General features: G+C 62.6%; 11 protein-coding genes and 4 pseudogenes. 5 read left to right on the top strand and 10 right to left on the bottom strand.

The features are described from left to right. Positions 1 to 79: 79 nt before the first annotated feature. From GTW25_RS18310 to GTW25_RS18295, 4 genes and pseudogenes are all read right to left on the bottom strand, one after another. Positions 80 to 813: pseudogene (locus tag GTW25_RS18310) on the bottom strand (arsenic resistance protein); the annotation flags it as partial. A 21-nt stretch (positions 814 to 834) separates the two neighbouring features. Further along, positions 835 to 1,262 (bottom strand): annotated as a pseudogene (gene arsC, locus GTW25_RS18305) (arsenate reductase (glutaredoxin)). A 5-nt stretch (positions 1,263 to 1,267) separates the two neighbouring features. Continuing rightward, a complete protein-coding gene (locus GTW25_RS18300) occupies positions 1,268 to 1,468 on the bottom strand; it encodes a ThiF family adenylyltransferase (RefSeq protein WP_252913733.1) in 201 nt (66 codons plus the stop codon). A gap of 11 nt (positions 1,469 to 1,479) precedes the next feature. Beyond that, positions 1,480 to 1,809 (bottom strand): annotated as a pseudogene (locus GTW25_RS18295) (ArsR/SmtB family transcription factor); the annotation flags it as partial. Positions 1,810 to 2,232: 423 nt separating this feature from the next. Here GTW25_RS18295 and GTW25_RS18290 point away from each other — a divergent pair. Continuing rightward, positions 2,233 to 2,694, top strand: a complete 462-nt coding sequence (locus tag GTW25_RS18290) for an SRPBCC family protein (RefSeq protein WP_252913732.1) — start codon at positions 2,233 to 2,235, stop codon at positions 2,692 to 2,694. A 70-nt stretch (positions 2,695 to 2,764) separates the two neighbouring features. Here GTW25_RS18290 and GTW25_RS20605 read toward each other — a convergent pair whose 3' ends face one another. The 3 genes from GTW25_RS20605 to GTW25_RS18275 form a co-directional block, all read right to left on the bottom strand. Then, complete coding sequence (locus tag GTW25_RS20605) at positions 2,765 to 4,873, bottom strand: ankyrin repeat domain-containing protein (RefSeq protein ID WP_252913730.1); 2,109 nt, start codon at positions 4,871 to 4,873, stop codon at positions 2,765 to 2,767. Positions 4,874 to 4,908: 35 nt separating this feature from the next. Further along, a complete protein-coding gene (locus GTW25_RS18280) occupies positions 4,909 to 5,427 on the bottom strand; it encodes a hypothetical protein (RefSeq protein WP_252913729.1) in 519 nt (172 codons plus the stop codon). Between the two features lie 75 nt (positions 5,428 to 5,502). After that, complete coding sequence (locus GTW25_RS18275) at positions 5,503 to 6,474, bottom strand: GlxA family transcriptional regulator (protein ID WP_252913727.1); 972 nt, start codon at positions 6,472 to 6,474, stop codon at positions 5,503 to 5,505. A 132-nt stretch (positions 6,475 to 6,606) separates the two neighbouring features. Between GTW25_RS18275 and GTW25_RS18270 the strand changes: the two genes are divergently transcribed. Continuing rightward, a complete protein-coding gene (locus GTW25_RS18270; protein ID WP_252913725.1) occupies positions 6,607 to 7,755 on the top strand; it encodes a DJ-1/PfpI family protein in 1,149 nt (382 codons plus the stop codon). Between the two features lie 138 nt (positions 7,756 to 7,893). Beyond that, positions 7,894 to 8,337, top strand: a complete 444-nt coding sequence (locus GTW25_RS18265; RefSeq protein WP_252913723.1) for an SRPBCC family protein — start codon at positions 7,894 to 7,896, stop codon at positions 8,335 to 8,337. Positions 8,338 to 8,411: 74 nt separating this feature from the next. Here GTW25_RS18265 and GTW25_RS18260 read toward each other — a convergent pair whose 3' ends face one another. Next, positions 8,412 to 9,764: a PepSY-associated TM helix domain-containing protein gene (locus GTW25_RS18260; protein ID WP_252913721.1), complete on the bottom strand. Its 1,353-nt coding sequence runs from the start codon at positions 9,762 to 9,764 to the stop codon at positions 8,412 to 8,414. Between the two features lie 125 nt (positions 9,765 to 9,889). Next, entirely contained in the window at positions 9,890 to 10,273 is a 384-nt protein-coding gene (locus GTW25_RS18255) for a hypothetical protein (protein WP_252913720.1), read from the bottom strand. 235 nt (positions 10,274 to 10,508) lie between these two features. Here GTW25_RS18255 and ggt point away from each other — a divergent pair, with 235 nt between their 5' ends. After that, positions 10,509 to 12,245 carry a gamma-glutamyltransferase gene (gene ggt / locus GTW25_RS18250; RefSeq protein ID WP_252913719.1) on the top strand — a complete coding sequence of 579 codons (1,737 nt, stop codon included), beginning with the start codon at positions 10,509 to 10,511 and terminating at the stop codon, positions 12,243 to 12,245. 205 nt (positions 12,246 to 12,450) lie between these two features. Further along, on the top strand, positions 12,451 to 13,038 hold the full coding sequence (locus tag GTW25_RS18245) for a TetR/AcrR family transcriptional regulator (RefSeq protein ID WP_252913717.1): 588 nt from the start codon (positions 12,451 to 12,453) through the stop codon (positions 13,036 to 13,038). Between the two features lie 11 nt (positions 13,039 to 13,049). Here GTW25_RS18245 and GTW25_RS18240 read toward each other — a convergent pair. Next, positions 13,050 to 13,463 (bottom strand): annotated as a pseudogene (locus tag GTW25_RS18240) (ABC transporter substrate-binding protein); the annotation flags it as partial. Between the last annotated feature and the right edge of the window lie 57 nt (positions 13,464 to 13,520).

The following is a 13,520-nucleotide window of genomic DNA, read 5'->3' as shown; positions in this document are numbered from 1 at the left end:
GCGCGGCCTCAGTGACCCGGACAACAACAGGAGGCGTGGTGGTCGCTGGCAGGGGCGAGACTGCTGCCAGGGTGAATTTCTAGCTGGCTTGCGCTGGTGCCGTGGTCGCGAACCACCTCCTGCCCAACCGCAGCGAGACATGTACGAGCAAGATGAGCACGGGAACCTCCACCAGCGGACCGATGACAGCCGCGAATGCGACGGGTGAGGCGAGCCCGAAGGCGGCGATCGCGACTGCGATGGCGAGTTCGACATTGTTGCCTGCGGCGGTGAAAGCGATCGCGGTCGTACGTGGGTAGTCGGCTTCGATGAGCTTGCCCATTGCGAAACTAACGACGAACTGGACCACGAAATAGATGGCCAAGGGAGTGGCGATCATGATGGCGTCGAACGGCAACCGGACGAGATCACCGCCTTTGAGGCTAAACATCGCGACGATCGTGAACAGCAAGGCGGTAAGGGTGATGGGACTGATCCGAGGCAGGAATTTGCGTTCGTACCAGTCCTCGCCTTTGCGACCGACAAGAATTCGGCGGGTCAGGTAACCAGCCAGAAAAGGAATGCCCAGGTAGATCAGAACCGCTCCGTGATCGTCCGAAAGCCCACATCGACGATGCTGCCCTCCAGCCCGAACAGCGGCGGCAGAATAGTGAGGAAGAACCAGGCATAGGTCGAGAAGAACAGGATCTGGAAAATCGAATTGAACGCGAACAAACCCGCGACATCCTGACTGTCGCCTTTCGCCAACTGGTTCCAGACCAGCACCATGGCGATGCAGCGCGCCAGGCCGATCAGGATCAACCCTGTCATGTGAGTTCTCCAAGCGGAAGATTATCAGGGATGCTTCATCGGTGCCGTCGCCTGTTCGGCAGGTACCCGCTCGCCATCCTCCTTGATGAAGTCGGTGCACTGGGCCGGCAGGAGATCTATTGCAGTTTCGGAGGGGCGACACAGGCGTACTCCCTTCGGGCAAACCACTATCGGACGGTTGATCAGGATCGGGTGGTCCAACATCGCTTCGATGAGGTTTGATCGCTCAATGACAGGTCGTCGAGACCAAGTTCGCAGTAGGGAGTGCCCTTCTGGCGGAGCAACTCGCGAAGCATGATATCCATGCGATCAAGCAGACCGACGAGCATCGCTCTCGACGGCGGCGTTTTGAGATATTCAACCACATGCGGTTCGATACCCGCGTTGCGGATCATTCCGAGCGTGTTACGTGACGGGCCGCATTCGGGATTGTGATAGATAACGACGTCCATCACCATCACGCCGCACTGTTGCGGGGAGTGATCGCCCCTTCGCCGTGGCCGATTTCGTTCATCCGAACGCTCAGGGAAGACCTGTCCAGTGTCGTCGCCGGAAGCGAGGCAAAGGCCGCGATACGGTTGCGGCGATAGCGCATGGCTGTGACGTTGTCGGTGCACAGGAAAAGGACATCGTACTGGGCTTTCGCTTGCTCAGCCATGAATGGTCCCTTTCGCAGCATGCAGCCAATGCGGCCACTGCCGGATTGCAAACTTCGGGATGCCCTTGGCAGCAGTCCGTCATCAGAAATTAGATCAATGAAGACAGGGCCGCGAACTTCGCGCTGTAAATGATCGAACGGCCTTCGCCGCGATTCAATCAGTCCCGCGCCTTCCAGATGACTGAGATGGAACGACATTCGTGAGGATGACGCTTCATTCCCTCACCCAACTTACCTGCGGACATTCCTTTCGGCCCAACGGTGACGAGGCATTTAACTATGCGCAGGCACGTTTCCTGGGAGCGCGCGCCGAACGCGCTCAGTGCCTGTTTTTCTTCCAGCTAATATTTCAACACTTCAACAACCATTGAATTGTTGTGGCATGCGTCCGTCGAGTTGCCAACAGCCAGAATATGTGGCGCTGCACTGTGCGCGAACGAACGACGGATCATCAGTTTTGCAACTGGGATGAGTGCTCATCCACTCTCAGGGAGAAGGGACAAAGCATGCCCCGGATCGTGGTTTTTCGACCAAGTGGCTGACTGAAATCCACATCGAATCGCGTCGGTTCTGGACGTGAAGGCAGAACCTGCTCGCCCCACATGATGATCGCGGTCCCAGCCGCCTCGACACGAAGAATCGTTTTTAGTTTGCCATATGGTGAGCTTTCGAAACGTGGCTTTCCCGGCAACGCACGCTTTGGCAGGGCAGGACGGACCGGCTTGCCGACTATGTCGAAACCCAAATGTCATGGGACAGCGAAAATGGCGATTGAGAATTCCGAGCTTACGATTTCGCGCTTCATCGATGCGTCGCCAGCCAAGGTCTGGACGGCGTGGAGCGACGCCGAACATTTTGCGAAATGGTGGATACCCGCGCCTATCGAATGCAAGCTGGACCTGCGGCCGGAAGGTGCTTTCGAGACGCAGATGCGCGAAGGCGGCGGAGAGTTCAGCCCGCATGTCGAAGGCTGCTTTCTGGATATGGCTCCCGAACAGCGCCTGGTATTCACCACGGCGCTCGCGGAAGGTTGGCGACCGATCGAGCCATGGCTGGCCTTGACCGCGATCATGACATTCGAGACGGAGGGGCGGGGCACCCGATATTCCGCGCGTGTCATGCACAAGAACACCGGCGACAGCCGCAAGCACGAGGAAATGGGATTCTACGAAGGCTGGGGCACCACGATCGACCAGCTTGCCGCCTTTGTCGAACGCTTGAAATGAACGAGCAAACTTCCAGCGGTTGATGCGACGGGCACCTCGTTGATCGCAAGCAGGCGGTTAAGACCGGATTTTACCCGGCTGGATTGAGCGGGGCACGCAAGTCTTTCCTGGATCGTGGGATCAGGTCGACGGCGCGCTTTCCGTCCGAATTCTTCAGGCTTCGATCGGCCCCCCTTTTCAGGAGAAGTTCGATCGAGGCGGCATCGATTGCATCGGGCGCGGCGATGTGGAGAACTGTCTGTCCCGTCCGATCCTGTGCGTTGATATCGATGCCCTGCGACAACAGGAGGTCGAGGATCGCGACCTCCTGCGGAAAATTCGCGCGGATCGCGCCGCGTTGCCGGTAGAGCCGATGCAGAAGCGTTCCGCCGTCAGGCATTCGTTCGAGCGGATCGAGGCCGTAGGGCTTCATCAGCTCGAAGGCGGGGACGCTGCTGGCGTAGCCAAGTGTGGGAAAGCCTTCGCCGTCGCGTCTGAAGGGATCGGCCCCAAGTTCGAGCAGCGTTTCGGCAAGTTCCGTGCCGCGCAAATCTCCCAGCATCAACGAGGATTGCAAGGGTGTGTAGACCGGATCGCTTTCGCTTCTTCGCCCGTCCGGGGACGCCAGCGCATTCACGTCGGCGCCCGCCGCCACCAGAATGCGCGCGACCTGCGGCGAACTGGTGAAATGCAGCGGCATCATGCCGCCCGGCGTGCTCGCATTCGGGTCGGCGCCGTGGCGCAAAAGGATGCGCGCACTTTCGAGGCCGCCCCACATCAGCATGGTGATGCCGTTGTCCCACGGTGCATCCGGTTCGGCCCCGGCTTCCAGAAGCGTTTCCAGCATCGCCAGAAAATCCTCCGGGGTAATGAAGGCAGCCAGGTCGCGTGCAAGCGACGTCTCCATCGCGCTTTTCATGATGGCCGTGGTCTCGGCATCCATTCCCTCAACGACCCAGACGCCTTCGCCCTCCTTGCGAAGCCGCGCTTCGAGTTCCGCCGGTGACGTGGCGACGAAGCGGTGGCGGCGGGTCATCAAGAGGTGCAGCGGCCAGTAGCGTTCGGCCTTCCAGCCGTTCACCCGCGCGCCCTTGCCGACGAGCCATCGAAGGGTCTGGACCGACCCGCGCGAAACCGCTTCGGCGACGGCGAGGTGGCGCGTGTCCAGCGATGCGCCACGCAGGGTGAGTTGCTCGGCGAAGGCCGTGTCGCCACGCCTGACGGCATAGGTGATCGCCGTCGCGAATTCGTCGTCGGATGAAGGATCCTTCTGCGACCATTCCGGGTTCCAGACGACGTCGGGCCGCGCGCTCGCGCCAAGCGCTGCGAGCGCCGCGGCCGTGTCGCCGTTTCGCGCCGCCTCGAGAAGCGCGCGCTCGACCTCCGTCTCGGCCAGGATCACCGGTGGCGGCTCATCTGGTTTCGTCAGGGCCGGGTCGCTCTCAAGCCATCGCCGCCACTCGATCGCGCCGGGACCGTCCGAGCGCAGATAGTAGCGATCCTCGTTCCATTCGCCGAAGCGCATCCACGATGCCCATTCGGTGCCGGCCTGGCCGAGCCGCGCCATCTCGCCGACGAAGGTCAGGAAGTCAGGTGCAAGCGCCTGCCCGTGCAGCATTTCGAGGTCGTGGCTGAAATATCGAACCGGATGCGGGCCGTCGGGCTCGCGCATGTCGATCGTCAGGATGTCTCCGTTGACGAGCCAGAAAACCGGAAACTGCCGCTCCCACATCGCTGGCGTATCGGGTGCCTCGGATCGATCGATCGTCTCCAACTGTTCCTTCCAGGCCAGGAAGTTCGGGATCGCATGGTTTTCGATCTGGTCGAGATCCCAGGCGAAGCCGCGATTGAAGCTCGACGTGGGAAAGGCACGCTGCTCCATCGCCGCAAGATGTGCCGGGACATGCCATTCGAAGCGCACGCTCGCGGCGCATCGCGTCAGCACCGCGCGAAGCTGTGCCGGCACCGGCATGCCCGCAGCCACTTCGAGGCGTCGCATTGCCGCCTCGCTTGCCGGCGCGGAAACTGAAAGCGGCACGAAATCCCATCCGCGCCGCCGGGCGACGTCTTCCATCCACCGCCAGTCCGCCTGCCAGACATCCCAAGCCTCGACCGGCATTGCGTCCTCCTTGCTGCAACCGATGAGCGGCAGCGTTGCTGCCAGCGCCATGAGATTCAGGAATTCACGTCGGTGCCGCACGCCAACCCCCTGGCCAGATATTCTCGTCACGAAGCTTAGCGGGAACGGCCTGGCTTTTGCAGCCCGCATCGCGCCGTCGCGAGTGTCGCGACGATCGCCGTGATGTTGAGCGCCATGCCGATCGTCATCGACAGGACGCCCAACAAGGGTGATCTGACATCGAGGGCGTTGCGCAATCCTTCGTCGTGAGCGCTGGCATTATGTGCCCGCATATGAAATTGCGTCATCGGGTTCTCGATCGCGGTATGAGCGAAGATCGTAAAGGCCGTAGCAGCGGCCAGCAGCACCCACCGCATCCAGAACAGGCGCAGCGGTCCGAAGAGCGCGAACAAGATCACCGGATAAGCGGCAAGACTGTAGGTGAAGGGCGTGACCATCTCGCGAAACGGCCACCCGCTGTGATCGACGCGCAAGGCGTGATCGGCATGATGCAGAAAAGCAAGAAGGATCGACAACCAGAGAAGCCGCGTCGTCAATCGGTCGAGCCCGCTGCGTTCGATTTCCATAACCACAGGTGAAGCCCCTTTCGACATGGAGCTGCGCGGCCCCGTCATTTTGTCGATTCCGCCCTGGCCTGCAAATGTGCCTCAACCACCAAAGCGCTCGGCAGGTTGCTGGCTGATCGGCGCTCACAGTTCGGCGTGCATGTCTCGGAACAGGCGCGGCGCGATGCCGAACCGGCGCTCGAAGGCCTCCGCCAGGCGCGTTGGCGGGAACAGTCCCACTTGTGCCGCGACCAATTTCAGCGATAGACCGCGCGAAAGAAGCATGCGCGCCGCGTCGAGCCGGGTGATCTCGACGAAGCGCGCCGGTGTCTCGCCGGTCGCGGCCACGAATCTGCGATGGAAGGTGCGTTCCGACAGGCCGGCACGCGCGGCAAGCGACGGCACGTTCAACGGGGCGTCGAGATTCGCCTGCATCCATCCGATCAGATCGGCGAACGAGCTGTCGCCCTTCGCTTGCGCCTTGAGAACCGGGCTGAACTGGGACTGGTAGCCCGGGCGCCGGGCATAGAGCACCAGCCTTTTGGCGACTTCGCCGGCGATCGACGCGTCGAGGTCTTGCGCGACCATCGCCAGCGCCATGTCGATGCCGGTGGTCACTCCTGCCGATGTCCACAGGCGGCCGTCGATGACATAAAGGGCATCGGGATCGACCGCGATTCTTGGAAATGCCTTTGCAAGGGGCGTGCAGGAGTCCCAATGCGTCGCGACACGCTTGCCGTCCAGCAGCCCGAGGGCAGCCAGGACGAAGCCGCCGGTGCAGACCGAGCCGAAGCGCTGCGCCTTCCTTGCAAGCTGCGGGAGGGTTTCAAGCAGAACACGATCAGCCGCCGCGTGCAGAACGGGTTCGCGTTCCGCTCCCGCGACCAGCACCGTTTGCACGTCTTCGGGTCGCATATCGGCGACGGGCCGGGTCTCAAGCGCGACCCCACTGCTGCTTTCGATGGCGCCGCCTTGGGCCGATGCGAGCACGACCGTGTAGAATGCGGGCTCTCCACGCTGGCTCAGCGCGCGATTGGCGCCGCCGAAGACCGAGGCCGGTCCCGACATGTCGAGCAGTTCGAAGCCCGGATAGACGATAAACGCAACATGATGCATTGGCAGAAATTACCACTTCTTTGTCATACCTGCCAGATGCTCGCCCTGATACCTTCAGGCCGGATGAGGAAAAACGCCGGAAACGAAAGCCGGCTAATCCAAACCTACGCCGTTCATAAAGGGAGACCGGTCATGTCGAGATCATACGTCCTTTGGGGTGCGGGTGCTTTCGTCGCCCTTTGTCTGGCTGGCTTCGGTGGCTGGGTGCTCAGCTTGCCAAGGTCGAACGCGTCCGCCGAGGCGCCGCCGGTCCCGCAACAGGAGGCGGATGCGATGCTGGCATCGCTCAAGCCGGACAGGCGCGGGCGTCCGCTGGTGGCCGTGATCGGTATCAACGACGCGACGGAGACGACCGACTATCTGACGCCGACCGGCATCCTGCGCCGCGCCGATGTGGCCGATGTGATGATGCTGGCGACCGATCCGGGACCGGTGCGCCTCTATCCCGCGCTTGTGGTCGAGCCCGATGCGACCATCGCGGCGTTCGACGCCGCCCACCCCGAGGGCGCGGACTATGTGATCGTGCCTGCCATGAGCCGTGACGATGATCCGGCAGTGATCGCCTGGCTGCGGAACCAGGCGCAGAAGGGGGCACGGATCATCGGCATCTGCGCCGGTGCCAAGGTCGTCGCTGCGGCCGACCTGCTCGATGGCAAGCGAGCGACGACGCACTGGTACTATCTGGATGAGATGCTGGAGCGCAGCCCCACGATTCGATATGTCGCGGACCGGCGCATGGTCCTGGACGGGCGCGTGGCGACGACGACCGGCATATCCGCCTCCATGCCAATGATGCTCACATTGATCGAGGCGATCGCCGGACGCAGCAGGGCCGAGGCGGCGGCGCATGATCTGGGCCTCGAACGGTGGGATGCGCGGCACGCAAGCGGTGCGTTCAGGCTCACGCGTTCCTTCGCGACGACGGTGCTCGCCAACAGGATGGCCTTCTGGAACCGGGAAGAGCTCGGCATTCGCCTCGAACCGGGCATGGACGAAGTATCGCTTGCCTTGATCGCCGATGCCTGGTCGCGGACATATCGCTCGAATGTGACGACCTTCGCTGCGGCCGGCGCGATAGACAGCAGGAACGGTGTGCGCATCATTCCCGGCCGGTCCGATGCGACCATGCCCGAGGATTTTCGCGTCTCGACCTTTGCTGAGCGCAAACCCGCCGATGCGCTCGATCTCGCGCTCGATGCGATCACGGCGCGCTACGGAGCGCGAACCACGGATGTCGTCGCCATGCAGCTCGAATATACAAGGCCGGGAACCGACAAATGACGGGGTTGCCCGGCACCTCGCATTTTTTTCGACGCAAAGTCGGATTCCCGCAGTGCCGTTCGTCGTTGCCATGACAGGCGGCGAGTGGCCGCCCGCCGGACCGATTATCCAACTGAAACCGAACCAAGGGAGAGAACCATGCCCAGCACGATCCGTCTTCACCGCGTCTTCGCCGCCAAGCCCGACAAGCTTTATCGCGCCTTCCTCGAACCCGATGCGACGGCGAGCTGGCTTCCGCCTTTCGGGTTCACCTGTACCGTCCATGAGCTCGAAGCGAAGGTTGGCGGGAAGCATCGGATGTCGTTCCGGAATTTCACCACGGGGCACAGCCATTCCTTCGGCGGCACCTATCTGGAACTCATACCAGGCGAGCGCCTCGTCTACACCGACACATTCGACGACGCCAATTTGCCGGGCGAAATGAAGGTCACGGTCGAACTGAAGGCGGTGTCCGTGGGCACGGAAGTCAATATCGAGCAGCAAGGCGTGCCGGATGTGATCCCGGCCGAGGCCTGCTATCTCGGCTGGCAGGAATCCCTGCGCAAGCTCGCGAAACTCGTCGAACCCGAGATCAACCAGTAACGGCGTGAAGCATTCACGGGACGGAGTTACCAACTGCGGGCGGCGCCGATCGCCGCCCGCAAGCCGATCAGGTTCTATGCTGTCTTTGGGCGCGTGGCGGCGAAACGCCAGCGGGCGATATCCACCAACAGAAAAGCCGTCAGGCTCGCCCCGACAAGTGGAAGCGCCCAACCGAAAAATGCCGCGATCGCAATCGTTGCCATTTTGAGCGACGATGACAAATGCGACCAGCTCTGGACGAGCGTCCTTGGGGCCGATCCGGGGGAAGGGCGACGCAGCCACCAGATTCGGTATCCATAGATTATGCTGACGATCAATCCGATGGCGATCGCCGCCATCAGGATCTGGTTCGCGATTCCGAACAGGATGCCCATGTGCAGATCGATCCCCCAGCGGATGAGTTTGGCGACCACGGGGAAGGTTTCGAAGAAGGCGCTGTCGATCACCTCCATCGTACGCGGATCGATAGCCACGGCATCGACGTCGGATGGCCACGACCGGTCGTATTCGCGCACCATCCAGCCGCGATCTTCGGCCCGTGGCACTTGGATTTCGATCATTGGCGACGCAAGGCCGGCCCGCCGACTTGCTGCCTCGATCCGGTCGAGCTGAAGGGCATGATCCGTGTTCTGCGGCCCGTCGAAAAGAACGGGAGCATGATGGGCGTGATGGCCGTCGGCCGCCGGGTTTTCATCGGCCAGCAAGGTCGAAACGGAAGGCGTAACCCACCCGACTGCGTTTCTGAGTTCAGAAATGCGGCCACCGGCCCGTTCGGACCATGTTAGACCTGTTGCCGAAACGAAGACCAGGCCGACGACGATCCATATGCCCACCTGTCCATGGAACCGCCGTGCGCGCAGATTGGCGTTCAGATCGGCCGACGAGCGCCTTGGGCTGCGCCGCCACCACCACATCGCCGCGCCGCCGAGGGCGACGATCCACAGCCACGAGGCTGCCAGTTCGCTGTAGATGCGCCCCGGCTCGCCCAGCATGAGATTGCGATGCAGGTAATCGATGGCCGTGCGGAACGGCAATGTCCCGCTCGTGCCGTAAACGATCAGGTCTCCCCTGATCTCCAGCGTGGCGGGGTCGACGAATATCGCCCGGCTCTCGGAGCCGCCATGCCCCGGTTCGCTGAACATGATGCGGGTCGTGTAGCCCGGTCCGATTGCGGGACGAACGGCGAAAAGCGTCGGCGCGTCGCCGATGAACGCGCGCGCGGCGGCAGCTTGCGCGCTCAACGAGACGGCCGGCCCTTCCGATGCGGTGCGCAGTTGGTCCCGATAAATCCAGTCCTCAAGCTGGGGCGTGAGCACATAGAGCAGCCCGGTGACGGCCGCTATCAGGATGAACGGCCCGACGAACAGGCCGATGTAGAAGTGCAGCCGCGTGACGAACGGCTTGAGGCCGGTGGCAGCATCACTCATGGCTCGCCCCTTCGATAAGGGTCGAACCGGATACGGACAAAAGTGGCATGGCATTAACTTTCGGCAGCACGGGCCGATCGGCACCGCGAGTCCAGTCTTGGGATGAAACAGGGCGCTAGGCGCCGTCAGACCGAGGCTGCGAGCGGCGGCGCTCGAGGGGCTGCTCGAAAGTTGACGTCGAACGGGTGCGGCGCGAGCCGTTCGGAAACGATCGGCGGCTCGGGCCGGACCGACGGGTTCGCGGCCACGTAATCGATGGTCGGAGGAATGAAACCTTGAGCCTTGACGAGACAGCAGACCGGGCATTGAACTGCAAAGGGTTTCTCCCGATCCTGCGCGCCGTCGACGGAACAGATGGTCCAGGTACCGGCCGTCTCGAATCCGAGTTCGGCAAGGCTGTTTTGTGTCGCCGAGACGTGGTGAAGTGGCGTGAGGAGCGCAAGAAAGTAGACCGACAGCGCCGCAAGCGCGAGCCCCACATCCTTGATGAATCTCTTGCGCGCAGCCATGCCCATCCCCACGGCGCAGCATTTACAAAGCGCGGGGGATATCGACAAGCCTGCTGACGCTTCGATCGGCCCATAGGGTCGAAACGCCGCAGCGCAAGCCGACGACGATCCTCGGAAGCAGCCGTTAGCGACCCGGCTCGAAATTGGCCACTTTCCACATGACGGGGTATGGTCGGTTCAAGGCCGGTTCCACAAGGGCTCGGCACACCGGCTCATGATGCGTGGAGGAATTCATATGACGATCTTGGTTCGCTCGTTCGTTGGCGTTGTCGCGGCAAGTGGCTTCGCATCCACCCAGCTCTTCGCTCAGGAAGCCCGCCCCCAGCCTGAGGAAACAACGGCCATCGCTCAAAGGCAGTCGGTTCTGGCGGATGATTTCATGGTCGCCTCCGCACATCCGCTCGCCACGCAGGCCGGCTATGACATTCTGGCCGCGGGAGGATCGGCGGCCGATGCTGCTGTTGCCGTGCAGACGATGCTCGGGCTGGTCGAGCCTCAAAGTTCGGGGCTCGGCGGCGGAGCGTTCCTGCTTTACTGGGACGCGGATTCGGCCAGCCTTTCGACCTATGACGCGCGCGAAAAGGCACCATTGGCGGCCGAAGACGATTACTGGCTCGATCAGAACGGCGAGCCGCTGGCATTTACCGATGCGGTGATCGGCGGGCGCTCGGCCGGCGTGCCGGGAACGCCGATGCTGCTCGAACGAATCCATCGCGACCACGGCACGATGGAATGGGCAGACTTGATCCAGCCGGCCATCGAGACCGCCGAAAAGGGCTTCACCGTCACACAGCGCCTCGCCGCCGCAATTGCCGGGACGGAGGGGCTCGACACCTTCGTGGCGACCGGCGACTATTTCCTTCCCGAAGGCCGGCCGATCGCCGAAGGATCGACACTCGCCAATCAGCCCTATGCGAACAGTTTGAGGCTTCTCGCCGAGGAGGGCGCCGCGCCCTTCTATACCGGCGAGATTGCCGAAGACATCGTTGCCGCGCTCAGGACCAACATCAATCCCGGCATTTTGACGATGGAGGATTTCGCGGCCTATGAGGTGGTCATGCGCGATCCCGTGTGCATGGAGTATCGCAGCTACGAAGTCTGCGGCATGGGGCCGCCCTCGTCCGGTGCCTTCACCGTCGGCCAGATGCTGGGCATCCTTGAACCCTTCGACCTGGCGTCGATGGAGGACGGCGTCGCGTTCCGGCATCTGTTCGCGGAGGCCTCGCGCCTTGCCTTCGCCGATCGCGGGCTCTATCTGGGCGACAGCGATTTCGTCGATATCCCGGACGCTTATCTGGACGAGATTTATCTGGAGGAGCGCAGTGCACTGATCGACCCTGACGCGAGCATGGGCGTCGCGTCGCCGGGTGTTCCGCCCGGCTGGGACAAGGCTTCGCTCACCCCCGATATCGAGCGGCCGCGTGCCGGAACGTCGCATTTCGTCATCGTGGACGGCGAGGGCAACGCGATTTCAGCCACGACGACCATCGAGAGCGGCTTCGGCAACCGCGTCATGACGCGCGGCTTCCTGCTCAACAACGAACTGACGGACTTCTCCTTCGCACCCGAGGCCGATGGCGCGCCGGTCGCCAACCGGGTGGAACCGGGCAAGCGCCCGCGTTCGTCGATGGCGCCGACCGTCGTGTTCGAAGACGGCCGGCCTGTCCTCCTGACCGGCAGCCCCGGCGGCGCGGCCATCATCGACTATACGGCGCTGTCGCTCATCTCGATCCTCGACTGGGGCATGGACCCGCAAGACGCGATCGACCTGCCGCATGTGACCAATCTCAACGGCCGCACCAATGTCGAGGAAGGCGAAGGGGCGACAGCCTTCGCCGAAGGGTTGAGGGCGCTCGGTCACGACGTCAATGTGACCGATCTCAACTCCGGCATTCACGTCATCGCGATCACCGACGACGGCCTCGTCGGTGCCGCCGACAAGCGTCGCGAAGGCACGGTCCTGGGCGATTGACGGGGAAGGCTTGCCGATGCCGGGCCAGGCGCAGAGGTCTCGCTTTCGAGATATTTGCTCGGCGGAGAATTCTTGAATGCAGACTTGACTTGAAGCATTTCGGATTTCGATAGAAGCGCCGCCCGTGCCTTGCACCTTGACTTGTCGGCAACGCGATCCATTATGACGAGTGAATCATGTTTCATATTTGAGAGCTTTTGGCGCGATGAAGAAGACGCGAACCGCACGGGGCGAGGATACGAGAAACGCGATCCTGGCGGCAGCCGAGGCGGAGATCGGCAAGCGCGGCTTCGCCTCGTCGTCCATCACCGACATCACGCGTGCGGCAGGCATCGCGCAGGGCACGTTCTACATCTACTTTTCCACCAAGGACATGGTGTTTCGCGAACTCGTCGCGCTGATGGGCAGGCTGACGCGCGCGCGCCTGTCCGAGGCGGTCGCGGGCATCGCGGACCGGGTCGAGGCCGAGCGGGTCGGCCTCGGGGCATTTCTTCGGTTCGTGGCCGAGCGTCCGAGCCTTTACAACATCGTCGAGGAAGCCCGCTTCGTCGCGCCCGATGCCTATCGGGATTATTTCAGCAATTTCGCCAAGGCCTACGCGCAAAACCTCGCCGAGGCGGCGCAGGACGGCACGATCCGCCCCGGCAATGCCGAAATCAGGGCTTGGGCGCTGATGGGAATGGCCAAGACCCTGGGCGAGCGCTTCTGCGTATGGCAGCAACAGGACGATCTCGACCCGGACGCGGTCGTCGCCGAAGTTTTCGACATGCTTGAAAAGGGCTTGCGGCCATGACCGGGGGCGCTCGTGCGGAAGATGTACCGGTTCCAGTCCGGCCCGGTGATGGAATCGGCCACCGCCGGCTCGACGATCAGCAGGCGCTCGAATTCCTCGGCGACCGGAAGCATGGCGAGTGCGACGCCCGACGAGACGTCTCCCACGGCGATCGTGGCGTTGTCGTCGCCATAGGCTTCGGCCAGCAGCGCGCGGCCGAGTTCGGGACGAAGCTGCGTGTCCTTCTCGATGACGACGAGGCGTCGCCCGTCGATCTCCATCGTGCCGTCCGTGGCGTATTCCAGCCCGAGCAGCAGACCGTCATGAGACTGTTTCGCATAGGCTTCGAGTGCGCCCGTCTTGCCATAGACATGGGCGATGGTGATGTCCTCCGCCCGCGCCGTTCCGAACGCGCCCACCGCAGCGGTGAAGGCGATTGACGCCATGACCGCCTTGATTACCTTCTTTATGCTCTCCTCCCAGGTATGACACATGATTCATGT

The sequence above is a fragment of the Aliihoeflea aestuarii genome, assembly GCF_024105665.1.
GTDB classification, from domain to species: domain Bacteria; phylum Pseudomonadota; class Alphaproteobacteria; order Rhizobiales; family Rhizobiaceae; genus Aliihoeflea; species Aliihoeflea aestuarii.
The sequence above is the reverse complement of the archived record's forward strand: the minus strand, read 5'-3'. Positions and strand labels throughout refer to the sequence as shown.

Bases quoted from the DNA above. Each gene is read 5' to 3' on its own strand.
- GTW25_RS18260 (WP_252913721.1), bottom strand. From the start codon at position 9,764: ATGAGTGATGCTGCCACCGGCCTCAAGCCGTTCGTCACGCGGCTGCAC.
- ggt (WP_252913719.1), top strand. From the start codon at position 10,509: ATGACGATCTTGGTTCGCTCGTTCGTTGGCGTTGTCGCGGCAAGTGGC.
- GTW25_RS18245 (WP_252913717.1), top strand. From the start codon at position 12,451: ATGAAGAAGACGCGAACCGCACGGGGCGAGGATACGAGAAACGCGATC.
- GTW25_RS18275 (WP_252913727.1), bottom strand. From the start codon at position 6,474: ATGCATCATGTTGCGTTTATCGTCTATCCGGGCTTCGAACTGCTCGAC.
- GTW25_RS18280 (WP_252913729.1), bottom strand. From the start codon at position 5,427: ATGACGGGGCCGCGCAGCTCCATGTCGAAAGGGGCTTCACCTGTGGTT.
- GTW25_RS18300 (WP_252913733.1), bottom strand. From the start codon at position 1,468: ATGGCTGAGCAAGCGAAAGCCCAGTACGATGTCCTTTTCCTGTGCACC.
- GTW25_RS18290 (WP_252913732.1), top strand. From the start codon at position 2,233: ATGGCGATTGAGAATTCCGAGCTTACGATTTCGCGCTTCATCGATGCG.
- GTW25_RS18265 (WP_252913723.1), top strand. From the start codon at position 7,894: ATGCCCAGCACGATCCGTCTTCACCGCGTCTTCGCCGCCAAGCCCGAC.
- GTW25_RS18270 (WP_252913725.1), top strand. From the start codon at position 6,607: ATGTCGAGATCATACGTCCTTTGGGGTGCGGGTGCTTTCGTCGCCCTT.
- GTW25_RS18255 (WP_252913720.1), bottom strand. From the start codon at position 10,273: ATGGCTGCGCGCAAGAGATTCATCAAGGATGTGGGGCTCGCGCTTGCG.